Origin of the sequence: Cellulomonas xiejunii, assembly GCF_024508315.1 — a bacterium.
GTDB classification, from domain to species: domain Bacteria; phylum Actinomycetota; class Actinomycetes; order Actinomycetales; family Cellulomonadaceae; genus Cellulomonas; species Cellulomonas xiejunii.
Map to the genome: position 1 here is coordinate 34190 of NZ_CP101987.1, position 20872 is coordinate 55061.

Here is a 20872-nt window from a genome sequence, read left to right on the forward strand (position 1 = left end):
CCGCTACCTCTGCAGCTCGAGGAGGCTCTGACCGACCCGCACCGCGGTACCGGTGGGGACGGGAGTGGGCTTCTCGACCCGCTGCTCACCGACGAACGTGCCGTTGGTGGAGCCGAGGTCCTCGACGAACCACTGGTCGCCCTGCGGGAAGATCCGCGCGTGGCGCGACGAGGAGTAGTCGTCGTCGAGGACGAGCGTGCAGCTCGGCGCACGGCCGACGAGGACCGCGGACGACCCGAGCGGCAGCGTCGTGCCGCGCAGCGGGCCCTCGGTCACGACGAGCCGGGTGGGGCCACCGCTGCCGCGCGTGCGCCGCGGCGCACGGGGCGTCTCACCGACGGGCACGGGCGACTCGGCCGTCACCTTGCCGGGCGCGCGACGTCGGTCGATGATCCGCGTGCCGTACAGGTCGCGTCGCAGCACGGTGATGGCCGACAGGACGAGGAACCACAGCAGCGCGAGGTATCCCAGCCGCAGCAGGGTGATGGTGAGCTCACTCATGCCGCGGCATCACTCGTCCACGTCCGCGTCGCCGCCCGTCCAGAACAGGATGCGGGTGCGACCGATGGTCAGCGTGTTGCCGTCGAGCAGCGTCGCCGCCGGCACCTGGTGCCCCTCGACGAACACGCCGTTGGTGGATCCCATGTCGCTGGCCACGACGCCGTCGGGCGTCACGCGGATCTCCAGGTGACGACGCGAGACACCCGGGTCGTCGACGATGATGTCGGCCTCCGAGCCGCGGCCGATGACCGTGACGGGGCCGGTGAGGATGTAGCGCTGCCCGTCGATGTCGATGAGCGGGTGCCGCGGGCTGGGTGCCGCGTTCGTGGCCGGGGCCACCGCACCGCGCACGGTCGCGCTGTGGACCGCGAACCTGCCGGCGTCCTGCTCCGTGTTCTCGGAGAACGACACGGTCACGGGCCCGACGAACGCGTAGTGCTGGCTGGACGCGTGCTCGGTCACGTTGGCGGCGAGCTCCTCCGCGAGGGCCTCGGCGCCCCATGCCTCGACCTGGTCGTAGTCGGGGGTGGACAGCTCGATCGTGAACTCGTTGGGCACGACGGTGCGGTCCCGCCCGACCACGGCGGCGCGGTCGTCGAGCTCACGACGCAGGGCGTCGGCCAGCTCGATGGGCTTGACCTCGCTGCGGAAGGCACGGGCGAACGCGTTGTTGACGACTCGCTCCACGCCGTTCTCGAACTTGTCGAGGAATCCCACGTCCACCTCCTCCCGCATCGGGCGGGCCGGGTGGCCCGTCCCTGTGCTCGTCGGCTCGCGCGACGCGGCGCGACGACGATCCGCCTCGATGGTATCCGTGCGACGGGCTGGACGGGTGCCCATGGGAGTACACGGTGCTTGCGGCGCGTTGAAGAGGTACCTGTGGACGGATCGGTGTGGGGGCGGTGCGTGAGCGGCCAGCCGTGGGGCGACCGGGGCGGTTCGGTGGTGGGGCCCCCGCCGTGCTAACGTTCTGCGGCGCGCGCGAGTGGCGGAACGGCAGACGCGCTGGCTTCAGGTGCCAGTGTCCGAAAGGGCGTGCGGGTTCAAATCCCGCCTCGCGCACAGTGAGGTGGTTCCCGAAGGAACCGCTCAGGTGGTACCGAAACTCCCGGTCAGGGTTCTCTGGCCGGGAGTTTCGTGGTTCTGGGGGTGCTGCGGCCCGTCTGGAGGCGCCCGCGGACGTCGAGAAGCCCCGCCGAGGGGTCTCGGCAGGGCTTCTGGGGCCGGATTCGGCGCTGTGGGGCGGTTTCCGGGCAGGCTGACGCCGACGGGGTGGCGCGGCGTGCGTCCCGGAGGCGACCGGGCGATCAGGTGTGGACGCTCAGGCGGCTACCCGCGGTACGGGCGGCGCCGGCCCTTCGTCCAGGTGTGGCGGTCCATCGGTTCGGTCGACGGTTCTTCGTCGAGCTCGACCTGCCACGGGTCGGGCTGGTGCCGGGCGAGGTGCCAGCCGCGGAGCCGCTCGATGTTGTGCGCGGCGAGGGTCACCGCCATCAGCAGGGTGGTCGCGACGAGGCCGGGGACGCGGAAGTAGCCGCGGTTGACGTTGCGCACCTGGTAGCGGAGCTGAGCGTTGAGCCCCTCGATGAGGCTCCGACGGTTGAACGACAACGCCCACCGCGTGGACTGCCAGGGCAACGGCTGGCGGTCGCGCTCGAGGTCGGTGTCGCGCACCGTGACGGTCTTGCCGCACGCACACGTGCCGCCGCGGACACACCGTGCGGTGGGCAGGTGGCGTCCCAGGCGCATCGAGGCCGGGGTGTTCGCGCAGCGGAGGTGCCCGGCCAGGGCCGGGCCCTTCCACCGCTGGCTGCCGAGCCCGTCGCGCCGACGGGCCAGCGGCGTGAAGCGGTAGGCCTCCCGCTTGTCGAACAACTCACGGGCGCGGGCCTTCTGGGTGGCGGTGTCGCCGATCTTCGGCGGCTCGAGCTGCCGCAGCGGATCGGGCAGCGCGTCGGAGTACAGCGCGCCGTCGATCCACAGGCTCCCGGTGATCGGACCGGGGCGCACGCCGCGCTGGGTGGTGTGCAGGTCCATCGTCACGGCGATGCCGCGCTCCCGCAGCGGCCGGGCGAGGTTCTCCGCGCGGGAGGTGGTGTAGCCGCGGTCGAGGAGGACCTCCTTGACGTGCCGCAAGGCGTCCAGGATCCCGAGGGCAGCACCGGCCCTGTCCCGGACCCCGGGGCGCATGGCCAGGCCGGCGGCGAGCTGGGGCAGCGGTTCGCCTTGGGGTTCGGGTGCGTAGGTCGCGATGTGCGCTTCGTAGCCGAAGTACATCTCGGTGGGCCGCCGGTCTGTGCTGGTGCGCTTGGCCCAGCGTGCGTCCGCGTCAGCAGCCGGCCGATCGTCTGCCTCGGTCTCCATGTTCTCGGTGCGTGCGCGGTAGGCGGACTCGACGTCGGTCCCGTCGATGGCCACCGCGTCCGGCGGCGTCCATGTGGACGGGATGCTGGCCTGGACCAAGCCCGTGGCGACCTCGTCGAGGGTCGCGGGGGCGAAGGGGCAGCCGTCGGGGCACTCGTCGACCTCGCCGGTCTCGGGATCGGCGGTCAGCTCGTGGTTGTGAGGCACGAAGAACCCCACGCCCAGCGCGTCCTCCAGAGCGTGGAACCCGGACAGCACAGGTCGGTACCGGATCACGCTCCTGGGCGGGAAGCCCAGCGCGAACCGGTCGCTGGGCGACGCCGACAGCAGGGTGCGGGTGACACCGGCCAGAGTGAACGCCGTCGGGCTGCCCAGGGCGTGCAGCATCATCCCCGCGGCCACGGCGTCCAACGGGAATGCGCGGTGACGGCCGACCGTGCGCGTCCGGGCCATGACCAGCTGGGAGACCACCTCGCTCTCGGCCCAGGCTCGAGCGCGCCGGACCTTCTGCGCGGACGTCAGCGGAGGCGGGGTGTTGATGACACGGCTCAGGCCGGTGGACGTCATCAAAGGCCGGGACTGACCGGCGCGGCGGGCCTTCATCGCCGCACCATCGAGGCGAACACCTCGTGCTCGGGCAGCGGGGTCATGAACGGCATCACGTAGCCGAAGGTCTTCGAGGAGGTGACGCCAGCGAGCTGGGCGAGCGCGCCGAGGTGCACGCCATGCTCGAGGTGCTCCTTGACCCAGGTGACGCGCAGGCGGCTCAGGCGCAGCGGCGGGCAGTCTGGTGGGAGCTCGAGGTACTGCATGAGCCTGGACAGGCGCGAGCGGTCCCAGTCCGCGGCGAAGAAGCTCAGCAGCAACGACCCCGGGTCCTCCTCCCTGATGAGCTGCAGCGTGCCGTCGTGCGGCGGGCTGATCGGGACGGTGCGGGCCAACTTGCCGGGTACGGCCAGACAGAGGTGGCCGTGCCGCTCGACCAGATTCTCGGTCGTGACGTGCCAGATCTCGCGCGGGTAGAGCCCGGCGCCGAGGCCCAGTGCGAGGAACGCCTGCATTCGGCGCCGCTGCAGGGGCGTGCGCTGCTGGCTTGCGACCTCCAGGAGCCGGACCACCTCGGCCGCGGTGTAGGGGACGATCCGCTGGTTGGCGCGCAACCGCTCCTCAGGCGGTTCCCACGGCGCCTTCGTTTCAGCGTCGGAGACCTGTGGAACCTGTACGCCCAGTACCCCTACCTCGACCGGCTGCGCGACAGGTCCGTGCTCGAAGGTGCGCTGCTCGGCGCGCTCAACTCGATCGTCTGGCAGCTCGAGGCGTTCGCACTCGCCGAGGGGTACGACGAGGTAGCTGGCCGGTATGTCGGCCTGGTGTTGCCAGGCGACCGCCCCGAGCCCATGTCGCTGAGCGACTCGTGGCTCGTGGTGATGCCGGGCATCGCGACGCAGCAGCGGGGCGCCGAGTCGAGGTCTGAGCCGATATTCCCCTCGACCCCGTCTGGCACGTCCGACCCGGTACTGACGCCGTCGCCGGGTCACGCGGGCACCCCCGTCCCGCCGCTGCCGGCGGTGCGAGTGGTGACGCGGTACTTCGGCTCGACCAGGCTCGATCCGGAACGGTACGGGCGCGACTTCGCGCGCATCCAGCAGGAGGTTCTCCAGCATCTGGAGGCGGCTCCCGGCACCCGTTTGGAGGTCAGCATCGAGATCCAAGCCGTGAACGGCGACGGCTTCAGCGCCGAGACCGTGCGAACGGTGCGTGAGAACGGGACGACGCTGCGGTTCAACGCCAACGGCTTCGAGGAGACGTAGCAGGTCACCGCTCACCAGCGCCGGGCCGGTCCTTCGTCCGTTGACGAGGGCCGCCGCTCAGGGCCATTAGGTACGGAGCCGCAGGTCAATCGAGTGATCTCCCGTCAATCAATACCCGGCGTCGAGTAGCCAGCGCTACGGTCAGGCAAGACGTGAGCTGCCCTGGCGGGCAGTACCGAGGAGAGGAGTCCCCGTGGCCAAGGGGCACGAGTGTCCGGTGTGCGGGACGTACACGCTCCAGCCGTACACGACCAACCAGTTGAAGTGCACCAGCTGCAGCATCATCGTGAGGAAGTAGCCGATCCGGCGACGGACACCAGTTCGATACGCGCTCGCACTGTCGTGGGTCCGTGCGCCCCTCTAGCCCGGGGATCGTCGGTGCCCAACTGAAGTCGCCGCGATGCTGCGTCAGCGACGCCGGGCAACGTCGGCGAACGCACGGTCGATGCGGGAGCGAGCCGCAGCGCTGCAGCGGGGGTCGGCGCTCAATGCCGCCAGATACTCCTTGGCGCCCTGCGCGATGCCCGACTCAGGTTCGGCCTGCACCGCGGCACGTTGCGTAGCTGGATAGAGCAGGTGGCTGCACAAGTCGATGTCGGACCGCGACGCCGGGAGGCCGCGAGTCACGAGCGCGGGCGTCACGAGGATGTGACCGCGGACGTAGTCACCGTCGGGCGTCCTGCAGATGTCTTCGTGCTTCCTTGAGCAAGCCACGCAGATGATGACGCCCGCCATCTTCCGTGGGTAGCGGCGACGCCACTCGTCGTCGACGACGTACACGTCAGCCTGCTGGCCGATGGGGCGTCGGCACGCGGCGCAATTCAGTCGAAACCGGGGTCGCGCTGAACTCGTCACCACCGGCGTCTCCCTCCGTTTCGTGACCACAGTAGCGGCCGGCCTCCTGGTCCACCCGGCACGGGTGTCCTCTCTGGAAAGCTCCGGGCGCGGGTGTGCGGATGGTCCACTGCGAACTCGAGCTGCACCCGCTGCTGACCACCAAAGTCAGACCCCGTCGGCATACTGCGCCGCATGGGGGAGGCGGAGGTGAGCGGAAGTCGCGAGCGTGCTCGCGCCGGCGGGAGTCGCCGTCGGCACTCGAAGACGGCGCTGGCGAAGGTGCAGAACGGTGTGACCACCATGCGCTTCGCGGTCGACGTGGATGACGATGACCGTCTGGTGGAGTTCCCTGAAGACACGCCGAAGGAGGAGCAGCGAGAGTTCCGTGAGCGCGCCAAGGAGCGTCTGCGGTGCGTCATCCCGAACTGCCGCGCCCCGCTGACAGGGGCTTTCCGAGAGGGCACCAAGGAGAGGCCGCGCCGGCCAGGCTTTCAGCACCTGAGCGGGACCGGGCATGAGCACGAGCCTGAGCGCTTGGCGCATCAGATGGCGAAGGCGATGCTGGCCCACTGGGCGCGGAGCCAGCACCCTGACCTGGTCGTGGACCTCGAAAAGGCCACGCCGGATGGATCGCGCCGCCCCGACGTGACCGTGCTGGGCAGGTCGGGACACCGGGTCTACATCGAAGTGCAGTACTCCGACCTGACGGCTGCGGAGTGGGAACTGCGACACGCAGACCTCACGCGGGACGGGTCCACGGCGGTCTGGCTGCTGGGGCATCGCACTCCTCACTTCCGGCGGACCAAGAGCGGAGACCTGGCAGTCGGCAAGCTCGTCCAGACGATGTGCGCCGCGGGCTCGATCCCGTTGTGGGTGGACCCGACCAGGCAGGAGATCATCACCGCCTGGGTTCACGACGACGAGTTCGGTCCAGTCGCGCCGATCAACGCCACCGCCGCCGACAGGTGGGACTTCGTCCCGATGGCTCAGTGCACCCTGACCCGCGACGGGGTCATGACCCCAGACCTGGAGAACCTGCTCCGAGCCGCAGCGCGACGCAGGGCGGCCGCCGCGAAGGAGGAGGCCGAGATGCGCGCACAGGAAGAGCAGCGACGTCGCGATGCGGCTGAGCTCAAGCTGGCGCGCGAAGCCCGCGCCCGCGCCTGGGATGCCTCGCCGGTTCGCGCCTGGGTCCTCGCTCAGCACGACGGCCAGATCCCTCCGTTCGTCCGTGACCCGGTGCTCCCTCACGACCAGCACTTCGCCGATGTGCTCGGGCTGGATCGCCAGCACTGGAAGGCGATCGTCTACGAGCTCACCGCGAGCTCGGAGGGGGAGTTGATCTCGTTCGAGATCCTGCTCGAGCACCTCGCTCGCGGCCGGTCCCGGACGTACGGCGACGGTCTGAAGGCGCTCAGAGAGCTCCTGCGGCGCATGAAGAGGGCGAACGTCATCGAGATCGAGTACACGCCCGGCGAGCCGTGGAAGGTCGATGCGGTCGGCAGGCGCCGGCCTTTGCCGGCGGACGCCACACCAAGTCGGACTTTGGTGGCCGAGACCGACCGGGACGCTCCGGCGGCGCCCGCGCCGGACCTCGATGAGCAGAAGCATCACGTGGGCGGGACGGCAGACGACGTGCTCGAACCCGCCTTGGTCTCCGAGTCGGGAGCGTCACCTGACTCCGCTTTGCCGACCGTTGATTCGCTCGCCTCGCACCACCATGAGGGTGCAACAACCGCCTCGTCCATGTGGAAGCGAGTGATCCGGCGCCTGGGGCTCACGTCTCGATGAGGGCACTCGGGGGCGACGGTTGGCCATGCGCCGCACGAGCGGTCGGCGCACGTACGGCACCACATGCGGAGTCCGCGGAGAGGGGCAGCACTGCACCGATGGCGTCGGCTGACCCTGGGTGAGCGTCGTCTCGTAGCGCAAGCGCCCCCCGACTCGGACCCGGCCTCGCCCGCGAGGCACGCAGGTGGCCCGGGCCCAGAGTCCATTGACGAGCGGTGCGACCGAGTGCCATTCTGGGTGCGGTCGACGGCAGGCCGTGCCGCGACGCCAGTTACAAGTTCAGACCAATATTACGAGGCGCTAAGTGCTCACGCACTTGGCGCCTCAAGTTATTTCTACGAGGAGGACGATTATGATTACGACGGAGATAACCTGCAGCGATAATAAGGTACGTCTTGCTGGTGAAGGCGCCCAGCCCGCGCCGCGCCGCGCGCGTATCACCTGCCCTCAGATGCTTCGAGGGTGGCGCTTCAGTCGGCATGCCCAGAGCGCGGTCGAGGCCCGCGGGTTCACGCCGCACGAGGTCATCGAGGCGTGCGAGCGGCCCGACGTTGCCATGAGCGCCAACGACTACGGGTACGGGCGGATGCGGTTCGTGCGAGGGAGCGTGGTCGTGATCGCGGTGCCAGCACGATCCGAGATCATCACAGTCCTGCTCCGCACGTACGACGCCTGGGACAACGCCGACGCGCGACGGGTGACGGGACGATGAGGGCCAGCGAGACGTGCACCGGCTGGGTCACGTCGCTACGAGGAGAGACCGTGCTCTACACGGGCACCATCTACGTCCGCGGGCAGCGGATGGTCCGGCCTGAACTCCGTCGCCGTACCGAGAATCTGGCCGGCCTCAACGCGCCGGACAGCTCCATGGCGGTGACGGTGCTCGTCTCTGGGGAGACCTGGAGCGGACCACTGACCGATGAAGCGCGACGCTACAGCCGGAAGGCATCGTTCATCGAGCGGGTCAGGCGGACGACGGATCGACACGTCCACGTGATCGACAGTGCCGGCTACGAGGCACTCCTGGACGGCGGGCATGCTCGCTGCTACGAGTTGACCGCACACCCCTGACCTGGCAGTTCCCGGGTGTGCCTGGACCACTCCAAGGGGTGTGCCTGGGGCTGCGTGAGCCGCTGCGTTACGCGTGGTCAGCGAGTTTCGGGAACCACCCACAGTGGGGTGGTTCCGGAAGGAACCGCTCGAGCAGTACCGAAGCTCCCGGTCAGGGTTCTCTGACCGGGAGTTTCGTGGTTCCGGGGGTGTGCGGGGTCGCTCTGAGGTGCTCACAGACACCGAGAAGCCCCGCCGCGTGGTCGCGGCAGGGCTCCTGGGGTCGGATGCCGCGCTGTGGGCCGGATTCGAGGCAGGCTGACGCCGATGAGGTGGCGCGGTGTGCGTCCCGGCGGTGGTCGAGCGCTCAGGTTGGGACGCTCAGGGTGGGCTACCCGCGGTACGGCGGTGCCGGCCTCTGGTCCAGGTGTGGCGGTCGAGTGGCTCGGTGGACGGTTCCTTGCCGAATCTGCCGGGGTCCGGCTGGTGCCGGTCTAGGTGCCAGCCACGGCCGGAACCCCTCGCCGGACGTGGGCGTGGCATGACCGCTGTGCTCGTCTACCCACCGCCTCGGGTCGAGGACCAGGTCGTCGAGCGTCGAGCGACGTCGTACACGGCGGCGGCCGTCTCGGGTGTCAGGCACTCGGGTTGGTACCCGAACCAGAGCCGCAGCTGGCGTCGCCCGATGACCGCAACGTCGAACGGGTGCTCCTTGACGGTCAGTGATGAGGCGATCACGACTACGACACCTTGAACTCTGACGGGGAAACCGGCTGCTGCGGTCAGGAGGCGTGAGGCCCGTTCGGCCTCGTGGCGGGCGTTGCGCAGGTAGGGCACGCGGGTGCCGTTCACCAGGACGGTCCGCGCGCCGACCCAGATCCTTCCGGCAGGGTGGTGCTTGGTGTTCAGGGTGAAGACCCCGGCCGGTCCGATGACGACGTGGTCGATGTCGGAGCCATCGACGCCCACCGGTACGGCGTGCAGGCAGGTCCAGCGCGGCTCCTTCGCGATGAGACGGGCGAGTTCCTGGCCGACGAGCTGTTCGCCGCGGGCGCCGACGCGCCAGCTTCGGTCTGCGGGCGGGGGGCCGAACAGGCGTGCCCAGAAGCCTTGCTTGGGGGCGGCCGCGCGCATGGCGTCCGCCTGTGCAAGTGCCATCTGGCCGGGAGCCCGGCCCGCCAGGTCGTACCAGTCGGGTGCCACAGCGCTGTGGGGATCGTCCTGGTCGCCGCGTGGGGGTGTCGGCACGCGCTCAGCACGCCAGCGGGCCGCCGCAGCCTGAACGGCGGCGAGATGATCCGGGGAGTCGGCGTGGTCTGTGCCGTCGAGGAGGTCGTGCCAGCCCAGGCGCCGACCGTCGGGCTGGTTGACGTACAGCCGGTCCTTGCCGTGCTTGCGCCAGCGCGCCACCTGCGGTTGTCCCATGCCCACCTCATCGGCTCGAACTGGCGCGAAGTGGACCTCTTGCGGATGCGTCGTCGGGCACCGGTCAGCTGGTCGTGTACGCGTGCGCAGGTTCTGTACGGCGCTGCGACAAGTGTGTGCCTGGACAGGCTGCCGAGGTGTGCCTGGCTCCGTAGGAACTGGTGCATCGCACGAGGTCACGGGATATCGGGAACCACCCACAGTGGGGTGGTTCCGCAAGGAACCGCTCGAGCAGTACCGAAACTCCCGGTCAGGGTTCTCTGACCGGGAGTTTCGTGGTTCTGGGGGTCCCGGACCCGGCTCCAGTTCGCACGCGGACGGCGAGAAGCCCCGCCGAGGGGTCTCGGCAGGGCTTGTCGGGTCGGATGCCGCGCTGTGGGCCGGATTCGAGGCAGGCTGACGCCGATGAGGTGGCGCGGTGTGCGTCCCGGAGATGGCCGGGCGAGGCCAGCAACAGAGCGCCGCTCAGGAGCAGGAGTCCCGCGGGGCGGGTCAGCACGTGCCGTCCCCCGTGATCCTGTTGATGTACCAGGTGCCGTTGTCCAGACGCAGCAGCTCGACCCGGTAGCGCTGTGGCACTCCCTGGCCCACGTCGTCGGCACTGAATGACCCCGCGCCCGTAGCGAACGTCACCTCTCGAAGGTCATCACAGTTGACGGCGGTAGCGGTGCCCTCCGTCACGGAGATGTCGCGGATCCACGTCTTGAACGTGCCACCCACACGGAATCCTTGGGCGGCGTTGTCCGAGGCGAGCTTCGCGAGCGAGGCCTGGACCTCGGCTGACGTGAACGTGGCGAAGGTGCCGGCGACCTCGTTGGTGCGCAGGGTCTGCCAGAACGCCTTCTGGTACATGGCCATCCAGTTGTAGACCTCGGCCTCGTCGCCGGTCAGGTCGGGCACGTCCTCGAAGACGATCCCCAGCTCGGGGTCGGAGTGGACCTGGATGCCGTCCGTCGGAGTGGGGCGGAGAAACCCGTGCGTGCCCGGGGCTCACGACCACATGTCACCGGATCGGTGGCGGGATCTCGGACTCGTCCCTCATGCGGGCATTGGCGAGGTTGAAGCTCCGCAGGACCGACAGGGCTCGCTCGCTCACGCACAGGTACACCCTGTGGACCAGGACGATGTCGTCGCCCGCAACGCCGTGTGGGAGCAGGCGATTCCAGTGCGGCAGCTCGAGGTCAGGCTTGCGCAGCACGAGCTCTTCAGACCTCGACACGTGCACGACGCCCAGGTCCCAGCCTGTGACGTCGCCTGCGCGCAGAGCGGCAGCTAGGCGGTCCGTCACCAGCCAGAACCCTGCGGTCGTCACGATGTCGTCACCGAGCCAGTCTGCGAACTCGTAGTGAAGGGGGCCGACCAGTTGGGGGTCCCGGGTCACGTCGTAGTCGGAGCCCTCTGCGAGGCCTCCGGCGACCTCTGGCTTGATCCAGTACATCAGCGCTCCCGAGGGATGAAGTGGTGTCCGAGCAGATCATCGACCCTGGTTGCGTGGTCGAACACCTCTTGGCGGCTGGGATTGCGTCCGGCGGCCGCGAACGCGTCGTAGAAGTCGTCCCATGCCGCTCGGACCTGTACTAGGTGGAGATCCCTGTTGAGCTGCTGGGGGATGCCACGCAAGTTCTCCATCGAGTGCAGTTCGTACTTGTGGAAGAGCCCTGGATACCGGGTCATGACCTGCTGTTCGACCGCGTGGTGGATGACTAGGTCCTTCATGGGTACGGCCGGGTTGGCTCGCTCGAAAGTGGCGCGGTACTTGGTCGTGGTTGCCCAGCCGACGGACGCGGGGTCGCCCGGGCGTCGAGTGGAGACGACCTGGACGGCACCTGAGTCGTCGGCGTGACGCACGTTCCACCGGATGCGCGCGGCGGCACTGTCCAGGAAGTCCTGCGGGTGATGGCGCAGCGCCCACGCCAGCTCCTGGAGCGCCGGCTTGGCCAGGGTGCCGCCGGCGGCCCCGATGCCGCCCGGCCAGAACGTCAGGGCGAACATCCCGACGTCGGCCACTGCCTCCGCGGGCGTGGTGGTGCCCTCTTGCCTAGCGCCCTCGCGCCGGGTCGCACCCGGCGACGGGCGAGTCATCGGGTCCGGACTGTACGGAATGCCCCAGAACCGACTCGGGACGTCTCGCACGTTGAGATCGGCAGAGCCCTCGAAACTTCCGAAATCTCACTCCACGGAACCCGGGGCAGACCACGGGTGCTCCATAGCCCGCGCTTCTCGGGGTCTACTTGTCGTCTGACCCATCGATAAGTCCGATCAACGCCTCCGCCGGAGTGTTGGGGTTTTTCAAGAGGCTGTTCCGAATACCGGGATAGGGGTCGCTGGCGAGAGCCGCGAGGACGTCAGGCGGAGTGCCGGCATTCGCGGCGATCGCCGCGCGAACTGTGGCCGACCGCTTCTCTGCGGCCATGCGGAGGATTTGTGGGTCGGTGAACTGACCTTCGGCAAGGTCGAGAAGGGCTTGCTCCGGGAAGGCAGGGTTTCGAACGGCCGCCAGAGCGATCTCACGGTCGCCGTGGTCGTAGGAGGAACGGGCGAACTGAGTCAGCACGTCTGCAGGTGTTCGAGGGTTTTCCGCCAGAGCCATCATCAAGGCCGTGTCGCGGTCGTCCCGTGGATCGGCCCACGTCAGCGAAATCCATCGCTTCGCGATCTGTGCGAGCACCGCGGTGTCACGAGACCGGGCGAGGCGCGCGAGAACGTCCGCATCGGCGTAGGGGTGACCTGCCACGCCTTCGAGCGTCTCGGGGTCCTCGTGTTCGGCGAGTCGAGTGAGTACCTCGCGCGGGGTTCGGTTGTCCCGAGCGATGGCTCTGCGGAACTTGTCGGTCCCCGAAGCCACGAGGTTCACAAGAGCTGACTCGGACAGCACGGCTTTGCCGTTGTGTCCGTACCCGAGAGAGGTCAAGTAGGACTGCGACAAAGCCTTCCGGACGGAAGGTTCGGGATCGGATGCGAGGAGTTCACCGATTTGCAGCGGACATCCCCAGAAGAACGCGTTGGAGATTATGGCTGCGCGGACTTTCGGCGACCCGTCTGTTGCGAGACTCGTGAGCACGTCCGGCATTACGTCGCGCGTCGTGTTCGCGGCCAGAGCGAGCCGGACGTCGACTTCCTCGTCCATCGCGAAGCGTGAGAGCACATCACGGTCGCTCGAGTGCGAGGCAACCGCCGCTCGAACCTCGGCATCCCCATCCTCCGCGAGTGCCTTCAGAACTTGGGGCTTCGTCCAGTGTTGCCGAGCAACGGCGCGTCGCACCTCCGGAGATTCATCCTGTGCGAGTTGGGTCAGCAGTTCGGGCGCACCATGGCGTGCAATCGCTTGGCGAACCTCGACGGACCTGTCGCGCGCAAGTTGGGCGCGGATTTCCGCGCCGGTGTGGAAGTGCCTTGCCACGGCGGCACGAATCTCCGTGGACTCATCGCACGCGAGGTGCGCGAGCACACCAGCCTTAGCGTAGTAGTTGTGTGCCACTGCTCGGCGAACCTCGATCGCCCCGTCGTGTGCTAACTCGAGCAGGATCTCCTGCGGGTTCTCCTTTCCAGCGAGTTCGACCCTGCGTTCAAGCGGCAGGCTGCTGCGCCTGCGAACAAGTTGTCGTCTGCGAAGCTCCTCGTCGATCTCCCGTCTGAGGGCCGCCCGAGCCGCCGCGGTTGCCTTCTCATCAAGCTCGTCCTTCCAGAAGGTGTGCCCGTCCTCCCGGTAGGGCACACGAGTAGTCCTATCTCGGACCCAAGCGGCGTCCAGCAGAAAGCGCAGAGTCTCGTCGGGCGTTGAGGGATTTCCCTGGACTGCCCAGAGCATCCCCTCAGCTTCATTCTCGTCCCCAGTCGGGACCCAGCGCGTTCTGCTTGACCGCCTTTCTGCTCGTTCCACCAGCAGCCCACGGGTGAGCTGGTCGATCACGTCTCCTGGCGTCGCCGGATTGCGGAGCAAGAGCCCATGCAGGTCGCTCCGAGAACCTGCGATTACGCGAAGAGCTTCGGCAGGTGCGTTTGGATTGGATGCCACCGCGACGCGAGGGTCGTCCTTGTCTGGATAGGTCGTTTGGCTCGGACGGCCCCAGCCCGGCCTCCGCGGCTGATGACCGTTGGCCGCGATCAAGGCGAGTGCGTGCTGCGGTGCTTGTTGGTTACCCGCGATCGCGACCTGAACCTCAGGATCCTTGTCCGTGGCCAGTGTCGTGAAGACCTCAGGTGGGGTGCTGGCGTTCTTCGCAACCTCCTGACGAACCTCCGGGGAGCTATCCGAGGCCAGTCGCGTCAGTAGGAGGGGTTGTGTCGTCGCGTTGACGGCGACGGCCTTGCGAATCTCTTCAAGCGGGTCGCCCGCGAGTCGGACCTGAGCCTGAGTCGGAAGCCCTCCTCGCGATGCGAGAGAGAAGCGCACGCTCCGATCTGCGTGGGAAGCCAGAGCGTTGAGGACTTCGGACGGCGTGGTTTCATCGCGGGCGATCTGCCGCAGGGTCTCGACATCAGAGTTCGGAAGCAGACGGACCGCCAGGGCGCCCTTCACCTCCACCGGCGTACCGGGGTTCCGGCGGACGACGGAGAGCACGAGCTCGTCGGTGCTACCAGCCATTCGACTCAGCTCGGTGGGGTCTTTCTCAGACGCCGCCTTCGCCACGGCGACGACCCTTGCATCCCGATCGCTGCAGAGCGTCGTGAGCAGTTCGGGTCCCGTGTCCGGCGCCGCGGCAACGGCTCGGCGCACGTCGACGTCCGCGTCGTGGGCGAGCACCTCGAGGACTCCGCTCGGCCGCGAGTACTGGTGTGACTGTGCGACCTTGACGCGGGCGGCCGGGCTCTCAACGTGGCCAGTCGCGATGATGAGGGGCCGCAGGTGAGCCTTCTTGAACAGTTCTGCCCGCGCACTCAATGGCGTTGCACGGTTCGTTGCAACGGCAACTTGAACCTCGGCCGAAGGATCCTTGGCAAGGTTCGAGAGCAGCGCTGGAGACGCGTTCTCGTTGCGCGCCACGGCAACGCGCATAGTTCCGCTGGGACTGCCAGCGCCCCGTAGTTGGCTCAGGAGAGAATCGAGCGCCGCACTCGACGCGCTCTCGTTCGAGGCGACCGCCAGCCTCACAGCCTCATTGCGGTCTGCAGCCAGGGACGCCAGGACGTCTGCAGGGGTCGAGGTGTTGCCCGCTACCACTGCTCGTACTTTCAAGTTGCGGCCAGCCGCCAAACGCTCGAGCGCACGCCTCGGCGTCGAAGTGTTTGCCGCCACCAACTCGATGACCCGCGGGTTCTCGCTCTGCGAGAGGCGTTCCAAGACACTCGGGTTCGTCGCCGGGTTCTTGGCTGCGGCTCGGGGGAAGAGAATCACCGGATGGTCCTGTCCTCGAGCCCGACGAGGGCCTCGCGGAGTGAGCCCGGCTCGGTCGACCAGGCGTCAAACTTGCGCTCCGCGCCGGCGGACTCCTTGAGCTCCTCCTCGGATTCGTCGGCGTCGACCGGCGCCTGGAACTCGCTAGACATGGCGCGAGGCTATCGTCCGGCGGTCTGCCGCAGTCCTGTTGGTGGAGTCGACGCCGCGATCGTCGAGCTGGGCGCGTTGTGTAGCGATCCGCAGCGCTCTAGGAGTCATCGCGCGTGGGGCCCGTCTGCAATCCCGCCGACGGTGTGCGTCCGCTCGTAGCGCGTGGGAGCGAGCCACTGGTCGATGAACGTGCGGTTCACGTACGTCTTGATTACGCGTTCGCCGAGTGGGCGCACTGCGATGTAGGGACTCTTCGCAGGGAGCGATCGGCTCTCGAGCGGGACGCCGAGTGCAGCCATTGCCTCGTCGAGCGAGTCGAAGTGCGTGCGTTCCGGCATCCGGTCCTCCGTCGGGTGTGCTTGCGATCAGTGTGGACCAACCGTCCGACAGCGTGGGCTCGACCCGCGCATCGGTGTGTACCCGGGGCGCCCGTTAGCGTGTACCAGGCCTGACCTGCAGGTTTCCGCTCGCACCGGGTAGCGAGTTGTCCCAAGACCCCACAGTGGGAGCTTCCGGAAGGAACCGCTCGAGCAGTACCGAAACTCCCGGTCAGGGTTCTCTGACCGGGAGCTTCGTGGTTCCGGGGGTGCATGGGGCTGCTCTGGGGTGCTCGCGGACGCGGCCCGGCGGTGGCCGGGCGAACAGGTGTGGACTCTCAGGCGGTCGCCCGCGGCAGGCGGCGCCGGCTCTGGTCGAGGTATGCCGGTCGAGCGGTTCGGGCGACGGTTCTTCTCCGAGCTCGACCTGCCAGGGGTCGGGCTGGAGGTGGTCGTCCGGGCTCACAGGGCCGGAGCCAGCGTGCCCAGGAGCTCCAGCAGGCCCAGGGCTGCGTCACGCATGCGGTCGTCGACGTCGTGGGTCGGGTCCCACGAGGCGACGGTCGCCGACGCGAGCGGGAGTCGCGTGACGGCTTCGAGCACCGTGGCGCGCACCTCGTCGGGCGTGAGGCCACCCGGCGCGGCGTAGGAGTTCGCCGGTGGGAGGGACGTGTCGTGCACGTCGAGGTCGACGTGCACGTGCACCGCGTCCGCGTGCGCGAGCACCCCGTCGAGCACGCTCCCCGCCCGCCCCGCCCGGACGTCGGCCACGGTCAACCACGTCGGTCCGGGGCCGTCAAGGAGCCGGCGCTCGGCCTCGTCGAGCTGGTGGCCGCCGACGAGCACCGTGCGGTCGTCGGGCGACGGCGCGTACCCGGGCACGCTCGCGGCGAGTCCTTGCCAGCACCGGCCCGTGGTCATTGCCAGGCTCATGCCGTCGAAGAACCCGCTCGCCGACGTCGCGGGCGTCTGCAGGTCGCCGTGGGCGTCGAGCCACAGGACCGCCACGCGCCGCTCGGGCGCGAGGGCACGCAGGCCGGCGACGACCCCGAGCGTCACCCCGCAGTTGCCTGCGAGCACCACCGGCAGGTGGCCGGCGTGGGCGGCGACGTCCTGCGCGACGAGCCGCATCACCTCGGTGCCCGCGGCGGCCTCGACGACCGGACCGGGGCCGGCCGCGAGCTGGACGCGCCCGTGGTCGACGACAGCACCGTGGTGGGCCAGCCGCTGCGCAGCACCTGCGGCGACGAGGGCGGGCGGGCCGGCACCGTGGCGCACGTCCCGGCAGCCCGAGTCGTAGGGGACCTCCAGCAGGCGGATCCGGGCGGGCACGGCGTCCACTATGCCCGTGGGCACGTGGCGCTGGCCACTGGTTCAACGAGACAGGAGGTGGTGACGCCTGTCGGAATCGGTCGCCGGATCGGTGGTGGGGTGGCGGCGCGGACGCCCTCGCGGCGCTGCGAGACCCGGCGCCCGGTAGGCGCACCCACGGCGTCACCGCTCCTTGAAGTACCGGAACAGATGGCTCTCCCGGGTCGCCACGACACCGGCGAGGATCCCCAGGATTGCAGCGGCACCACCCGCCAGGACGGTCCGCATGCCGGTGATCCACGCGGCGAGCGCGGGGTCCGGGTTGCCGTCGATGGCCGCATGGGCGACGAGCGCGGCCGACAGCGCCGTCCCGCCCCCGACCCACGCCGCGGCCTCGAGCACGTGCTGCCAGGTGAGGTGCGCCCGCGGGACCCGCGCGTGCATCGCGCTCGCGATCTCGAGTCGACGCGCACGTACGGCCAGCAGGCCGAGTGCGGCGCCCAGCATCGCGGCTGCGAGCGGCGCGAGGCGGGTGGGTCGTGCGGCGAGGAGCTGGGGCCCGTCGAGCGACGAGCCGAGACTCGCGTTGAGCGGGCTGGTGCGCGACGCCGCGACGCCGGCCGGCTCGAGCGCAGTGTGCAGCAGCCCGGCCACGCCCTCGTCGACCGGCCACACCTGCGCCCAGCACCGGTCGAACGCGCCTGCTGCGGCGACGGGGGACAGGACCGCGTACCCGAGGTCGCGGGCGCGCCCGTCGTCCGGCCACGTGTAGATACCCGCGACGCGCACCGTCCCTCCGGACGTCGCGAGCTCGTCGTCGGGACGCGCCCCGAGGGCGAGCGCGAGGTCGTCGGACAGCCAGACCCCGGGGCCTGCGCTGCCCGCGACGGGTGAGGCCCCGGCGGCAGCCAGCAGATCAACGACGCCGGGCGTCACCTCCCAGGTGCGCAGGTCGGTCCCGGGCAGGGCGAGCAGATCGAGGGCCACACCGGGGCGCAGGGCTCCGGCCGCGACGACCCCGGCCGTCCCGGCGAGGGCGTCACATCGGCGGCCGTTCACCTCACTGCCCTCGGTGGTCACCGTCCGCACGGCCGAGCCTGACGACCGGTACGTCTCCGCGTCCCTGACCACGCCCACGTACGAGTGGACGTCGGCCCAGGCCAGGCCGCCTGCACCGAGCGTGAGGACGAGCGCCAGCAGGGTGGTGCGGGTCGTCCGGCTCGCGATGTTGCGTACGGCCTCCGACCAGACCGAGCCGACGCGCATGCGTCCCGTCACGCCGTCCCCTGCCCGGCGGTCGAGGTCGCCTGCGCTTGATGGTGGGCGAGGTCGACGACGCGCGTGCAGGCGTCGCGGGTGGCGGGGTCGTGGGTCGCTACGACGACGATGCCGTCGTCGCGGGCGATCCCGGCGAGCACGGCGTTGACCGTCCCGGCGGTCGAGAGGTCGAGCTGCGCCGTGGGCTCGTCGACGAGCATGAGGTCCGACCCCGTGGCCGTGGCGCGGGCGAGCATGAGACGCTGCGCCTCACCACCCGACAGGGCCCGGAACGGACGGTCCGCGACGTGGGCGAGCGCAAACCGCTCCATGAGGCTTCGCGCCTCGTTCTCGGCGTCCGCACGGTGCAGCCCTTGCGCGATCAAGGGCAGCACCACGTGGTCGAGAGTGGCGCGCCGAGGCACTCCGTGGGGGTTCTGGAAGACCCATCCGGTGTGCGTGATGCCCTCGCGCTCGATCGTCCCCGCAGTGGGTCGAACCCACCCGGCGATGATCGACAGGAGGGTCGACTTGCCCGACCCGGACGGTCCGACGAGAGCGACGATCTCACCCGGGACGAGGTCGAGGTCGAGGTCGGTGAACAGCGGGCCCGTGCCGGCGAAGGCGTGACTCAGGCCGCGGGCTCGGACGGTCTTCACCGGCAGGTCGTCCCTGCAGCGGGGCGCGTGTCGACGCGCGCGGGCACGGGCCCCTCGAAGGTCACCAGGGTCTGGCCGAGAGCGGACGAGACGACGGTGACGGGCTTGACGCCTTCCTCCGTCACGACGCAGCCGGCACCACCGGCGAGCGAGGTGACAGCGCTGGGCGGGACGACGGCGACGTCGGCCGGTGCCGCCCAGGCGTACTCCACGTCGATCGTCCCGGAGCCGTCGTCCGACAGGGCGAGCTCGAGCTCCGGGCCCGCCTCGACGGCAGCGAGGAACGTGGGGTCGACGACCTTGCCGTCGGAGGGAACGGGCGCCGTCACGTCCCGGTACCGGACGACCCACTCACCTTCGGCGGGGTCGGCGACCTTGAGGGAGGTCAGTCCGCCGGCGACCTCGGCCACGACGCCGTCCGTCAGGCGATCCCCCGGACGGACGGCGCACGTCGCCGTCCGGACCTCCTGGGCGGGAAGCCAGAGGACGGACGCGACGGGCAGAGCGCCCGTCGGACGCTCGACGCCGATGCCGCGCATCAGCGCCTTGACCGCGTCGCGGGTCCGCGTGCCGTAGACGCCATCCGCCTTGACGGGGTGGCCGAGCCGCGCGAGCTCCTCCTGCAGGGCTCGCACGTCGGGCCCGCGGGCGTCGACGTCGAGGTCCCGCCACAGGGGCGTAGGGGTTGCCAGGGCGAGCACGGGCCGGTCGTCCACGGTCAGCGGGCTCGAGCCGGACACCAGAGCGGTTCCCGGCGCGCACGTGGAGGCGGTGATGCGACCGGAGTCGGTCACCGTGAGCTCGGTCGACTCCGTGACCTCCGGCGTGAGCTGGACCTTGCGGGCGCCGTCGTACGACTCGGTGCTCACCGCGACGAATCGGTCCCCCTGGGCCGGGCCGAGCGACGGGGAGACCTGCTCGGGCAGCAGGACGGCACCGATGGCCGCACCTGCTGCCACGAGAGCGAGCGCGGCCAGTCCGACGGTGCCGGCTGCCCATGACAGCCCGGTCCGCTTCCCACGGGTCACTCCGTGTCCTGCTGGAGCGGCTCCATCGGCTCCTCCATGAGGACGTCACTCTCCGGGTCGATGAAGCAGCTCTGCGCCCACGCCGTGCTCGGGGTGTAGTCGGGGGACTCGAGCAGATCCTTGAACGCGTCGTCCGTCAGTCCCGCACCGTCCTTCACGTCGTGCTCGTCGAAGCACTCACGGATCAGTTGGACGGAAGTCTTCCCCTGAGGGTTGTCACGCATCGCGGCGTGCAGCATACCGAGGGCGCCCGTCGTCCCGGTTTCGCAATCGTCGACCAGGGCCTGGTAAGCGGCTCGGCCCTCCTCCTCCGAGGAGAAGGAGTCGTAGAACTTGTCGAGAGGACCGATATCGAATCCACCATCCGGGAGAATTTCGACGTCGAATCCGTACGGCAGGTCCTCTATGCAGGACTTGAACGCGTTCCGTGCTTCGCTCATCTCGCCGTCGCTGATCTTTCCGTCGGCAAGGGCGCGCTTCTCCAGATCGCTCGGCGAGTCGGCGAGGATGCGGTCGATCTCGGCTGCCCACATCGGGGCCACGTCGTCACGGGCGGGAGCGCCGCCCCCCGTGCACGCCGCGAGGGCGAGCACGAGGGACGACGCGGCCGACGCCCGAAGGTGTCGATTCGGCATGAGGGTCAGTAGCCGAGCCAGTAGGAGTAGCCACCGTTGTAGTACGCCCTCACCTGGCGGGACGTCACCATGAGCCCCCCCGTAGGCCGACGAGGACGAGCCCCAGCTGCCGTACACGTTGCGCAGCGTGCCGCCCGAGTCGCGGTACCGGTAGAACGAGCGGCTCTGGGTGCACGAACGGCGCGACGAGGTCGCGCCGTTCGACGGCGCGCCCACGTTCACGGTGCACACGCCGACGCCGGGGACCGACGTCTGGAGGGCGCTTGCGGCGCCGCGGCGAAGATCGGGCCAGCAATCAGAGCGGCAGCGGAAATTGTCGCAAGAAATGAACGCTTCATTGTGTTCCTGTCTGGTGACGCAGTTCCCGCTGGCGCCTGGGGTGGAGGTGCGTGGTGATC

The 20872-nt window shown here is 69.5% G+C and carries 19 protein-coding genes, 1 tRNA gene and 1 pseudogene; 5 read left to right on the forward strand and 16 right to left on the reverse strand.

The window, feature by feature from the left end; all coding sequences use genetic code 11:
• Positions 1–3: 3 nt before the first annotated feature.
• Both NP048_RS00170 and NP048_RS00175 read right to left on the reverse strand, forming a co-directional pair.
• A complete protein-coding gene (locus NP048_RS00170) occupies positions 4–501 on the reverse strand; it encodes an FHA domain-containing protein FhaB/FipA (RefSeq protein WP_227576963.1) in 498 nt (165 codons plus the stop codon).
• A gap of 9 nt (positions 502–510) precedes the next feature.
• Positions 511–1218 carry an FHA domain-containing protein gene (locus tag NP048_RS00175; protein ID WP_191783144.1) on the reverse strand — a complete coding sequence of 236 codons (708 nt, stop codon included), beginning with the start codon at positions 1216–1218 and terminating at the stop codon, positions 511–513.
• A 262-nt stretch (positions 1219–1480) separates the two neighbouring features.
• On the opposite strand from NP048_RS00175, the gene NP048_RS00180 reads away from it, so the two are divergent.
• A tRNA-Leu gene (locus NP048_RS00180) sits at positions 1481–1563 on the forward strand.
• A gap of 267 nt (positions 1564–1830) precedes the next feature.
• On the opposite strand, the gene NP048_RS00185 is transcribed toward NP048_RS00180, so the two are convergent.
• Complete coding sequence (locus NP048_RS00185) at positions 1831–3468, reverse strand: transposase (RefSeq protein ID WP_227576964.1); 1638 nt, start codon at positions 3466–3468, stop codon at positions 1831–1833.
• A complete protein-coding gene (locus tag NP048_RS00190) occupies positions 3465–3806 on the reverse strand; it encodes a hypothetical protein (protein ID WP_227576965.1) in 342 nt (113 codons plus the stop codon). Before NP048_RS00190 ends, NP048_RS00185 begins: the two co-directional genes overlap by 4 nt.
• Before the next feature lie 30 nt (positions 3807–3836).
• On the opposite strand from NP048_RS00190, the gene NP048_RS00195 reads away from it, so the two are divergent.
• Entirely contained in the window at positions 3837–4676 is an 840-nt protein-coding gene (locus tag NP048_RS00195; protein WP_227576966.1) for a hypothetical protein, read from the forward strand.
• Positions 4677–5084: 408 nt separating this feature from the next.
• On the opposite strand, the gene NP048_RS00200 is transcribed toward NP048_RS00195, so the two are convergent.
• Complete coding sequence (locus NP048_RS00200; RefSeq protein ID WP_227576967.1) at positions 5085–5456, reverse strand: hypothetical protein; 372 nt, start codon at positions 5454–5456, stop codon at positions 5085–5087.
• Positions 5457–5705: 249 nt separating this feature from the next.
• Between NP048_RS00200 and NP048_RS00205 the strand changes: the two genes are divergently transcribed.
• From NP048_RS00205 to NP048_RS00215, 3 genes are all read left to right on the forward strand, one after another.
• A complete protein-coding gene (locus NP048_RS00205; protein ID WP_227576968.1) occupies positions 5706–7304 on the forward strand; it encodes a competence protein CoiA family protein in 1599 nt (532 codons plus the stop codon).
• Positions 7305–7656: 352 nt separating this feature from the next.
• Positions 7657–8016, forward strand: a complete 360-nt coding sequence (locus tag NP048_RS00210; protein ID WP_227576969.1) for a hypothetical protein — start codon at positions 7657–7659, stop codon at positions 8014–8016.
• A gap of 50 nt (positions 8017–8066) precedes the next feature.
• Positions 8067–8375, forward strand: coding sequence for a hypothetical protein (locus NP048_RS00215; protein WP_227576970.1), 309 nt, complete (start codon positions 8067–8069; stop codon positions 8373–8375).
• A 537-nt stretch (positions 8376–8912) separates the two neighbouring features.
• Here NP048_RS00215 and NP048_RS00220 read toward each other — a convergent pair.
• From NP048_RS00220 to NP048_RS00270, 11 genes and pseudogenes are all read right to left on the reverse strand, one after another.
• The gene (locus NP048_RS00220; protein ID WP_227576971.1) at positions 8913–9779 is read right to left on the reverse strand and encodes a nuclease-related domain-containing protein; all 867 of its coding nucleotides are present in this window, start codon (positions 9777–9779) and stop codon (positions 8913–8915) included.
• Between the two features lie 492 nt (positions 9780–10271).
• On the reverse strand, positions 10272–10679 hold the full coding sequence (locus NP048_RS00225; RefSeq protein ID WP_227576972.1) for a hypothetical protein: 408 nt from the start codon (positions 10677–10679) through the stop codon (positions 10272–10274).
• Positions 10680–10782: 103 nt separating this feature from the next.
• Positions 10783–11217: a hypothetical protein gene (locus NP048_RS00230; protein ID WP_227576973.1), complete on the reverse strand. Its 435-nt coding sequence runs from the start codon at positions 11215–11217 to the stop codon at positions 10783–10785.
• Entirely contained in the window at positions 11217–11861 is a 645-nt protein-coding gene (locus NP048_RS00235; protein WP_227576974.1) for a hypothetical protein, read from the reverse strand. The genes NP048_RS00230 and NP048_RS00235 overlap by 1 nt, the downstream gene beginning before the upstream one ends.
• Before the next feature lie 1831 nt (positions 11862–13692).
• Positions 13693–14775, reverse strand: a pseudogene (locus NP048_RS19425) (variant leucine-rich repeat-containing protein); the annotation flags it as partial.
• Between the two features lie 335 nt (positions 14776–15110).
• Positions 15111–15266 carry a hypothetical protein gene (locus NP048_RS00245; protein ID WP_227576976.1) on the reverse strand — a complete coding sequence of 52 codons (156 nt, stop codon included), beginning with the start codon at positions 15264–15266 and terminating at the stop codon, positions 15111–15113.
• A gap of 780 nt (positions 15267–16046) precedes the next feature.
• Positions 16047–16916, reverse strand: coding sequence for an arginase family protein (locus NP048_RS00250; RefSeq protein WP_227576978.1), 870 nt, complete (start codon positions 16914–16916; stop codon positions 16047–16049).
• 162 nt (positions 16917–17078) lie between these two features.
• On the reverse strand, positions 17079–18173 hold the full coding sequence (locus NP048_RS00255; protein ID WP_227576979.1) for a hypothetical protein: 1095 nt from the start codon (positions 18171–18173) through the stop codon (positions 17079–17081).
• Complete coding sequence (locus NP048_RS00260) at positions 18170–18811, reverse strand: ATP-binding cassette domain-containing protein (RefSeq protein ID WP_227576980.1); 642 nt, start codon at positions 18809–18811, stop codon at positions 18170–18172. Before NP048_RS00260 ends, NP048_RS00255 begins: the two co-directional genes overlap by 4 nt.
• On the reverse strand, positions 18808–19839 hold the full coding sequence (locus NP048_RS00265; protein WP_227576981.1) for a peptidoglycan-binding domain-containing protein: 1032 nt from the start codon (positions 19837–19839) through the stop codon (positions 18808–18810). The genes NP048_RS00260 and NP048_RS00265 overlap by 4 nt, the downstream gene beginning before the upstream one ends.
• Positions 19836–20432 (reverse strand): hypothetical protein, encoded by a 597-nt coding sequence (locus NP048_RS00270; RefSeq protein WP_256769387.1) that lies wholly within the window; start codon positions 20430–20432, stop codon positions 19836–19838. Before NP048_RS00270 ends, NP048_RS00265 begins: the two co-directional genes overlap by 4 nt.
• Positions 20433–20872: the final 440 nt, after the last annotated feature.

Coding starts and splice junctions, on each gene's coding strand:
- NP048_RS00205 (WP_227576968.1), top strand. CDS start 5,706: ATGGGGGAGGCGGAGGTGAGCGGAAGTCGCGAGCGTGCTCGCGCCGGC.
- NP048_RS00170 (WP_227576963.1), bottom strand. CDS start 501: ATGAGTGAGCTCACCATCACCCTGCTGCGGCTGGGATACCTCGCGCTG.
- NP048_RS00210 (WP_227576969.1), top strand. CDS start 7,657: ATGATTACGACGGAGATAACCTGCAGCGATAATAAGGTACGTCTTGCT.
- NP048_RS00230 (WP_227576973.1), bottom strand. CDS start 11,217: ATGTACTGGATCAAGCCAGAGGTCGCCGGAGGCCTCGCAGAGGGCTCC.
- NP048_RS00220 (WP_227576971.1), bottom strand. CDS start 9,779: ATGGGACAACCGCAGGTGGCGCGCTGGCGCAAGCACGGCAAGGACCGG.
- NP048_RS00235 (WP_227576974.1), bottom strand. CDS start 11,861: ATGACTCGCCCGTCGCCGGGTGCGACCCGGCGCGAGGGCGCTAGGCAA.
- NP048_RS00245 (WP_227576976.1), bottom strand. CDS start 15,266: ATGTCTAGCGAGTTCCAGGCGCCGGTCGACGCCGACGAATCCGAGGAG.
- NP048_RS00185 (WP_227576964.1), bottom strand. CDS start 3,468: ATGAAGGCCCGCCGCGCCGGTCAGTCCCGGCCTTTGATGACGTCCACC.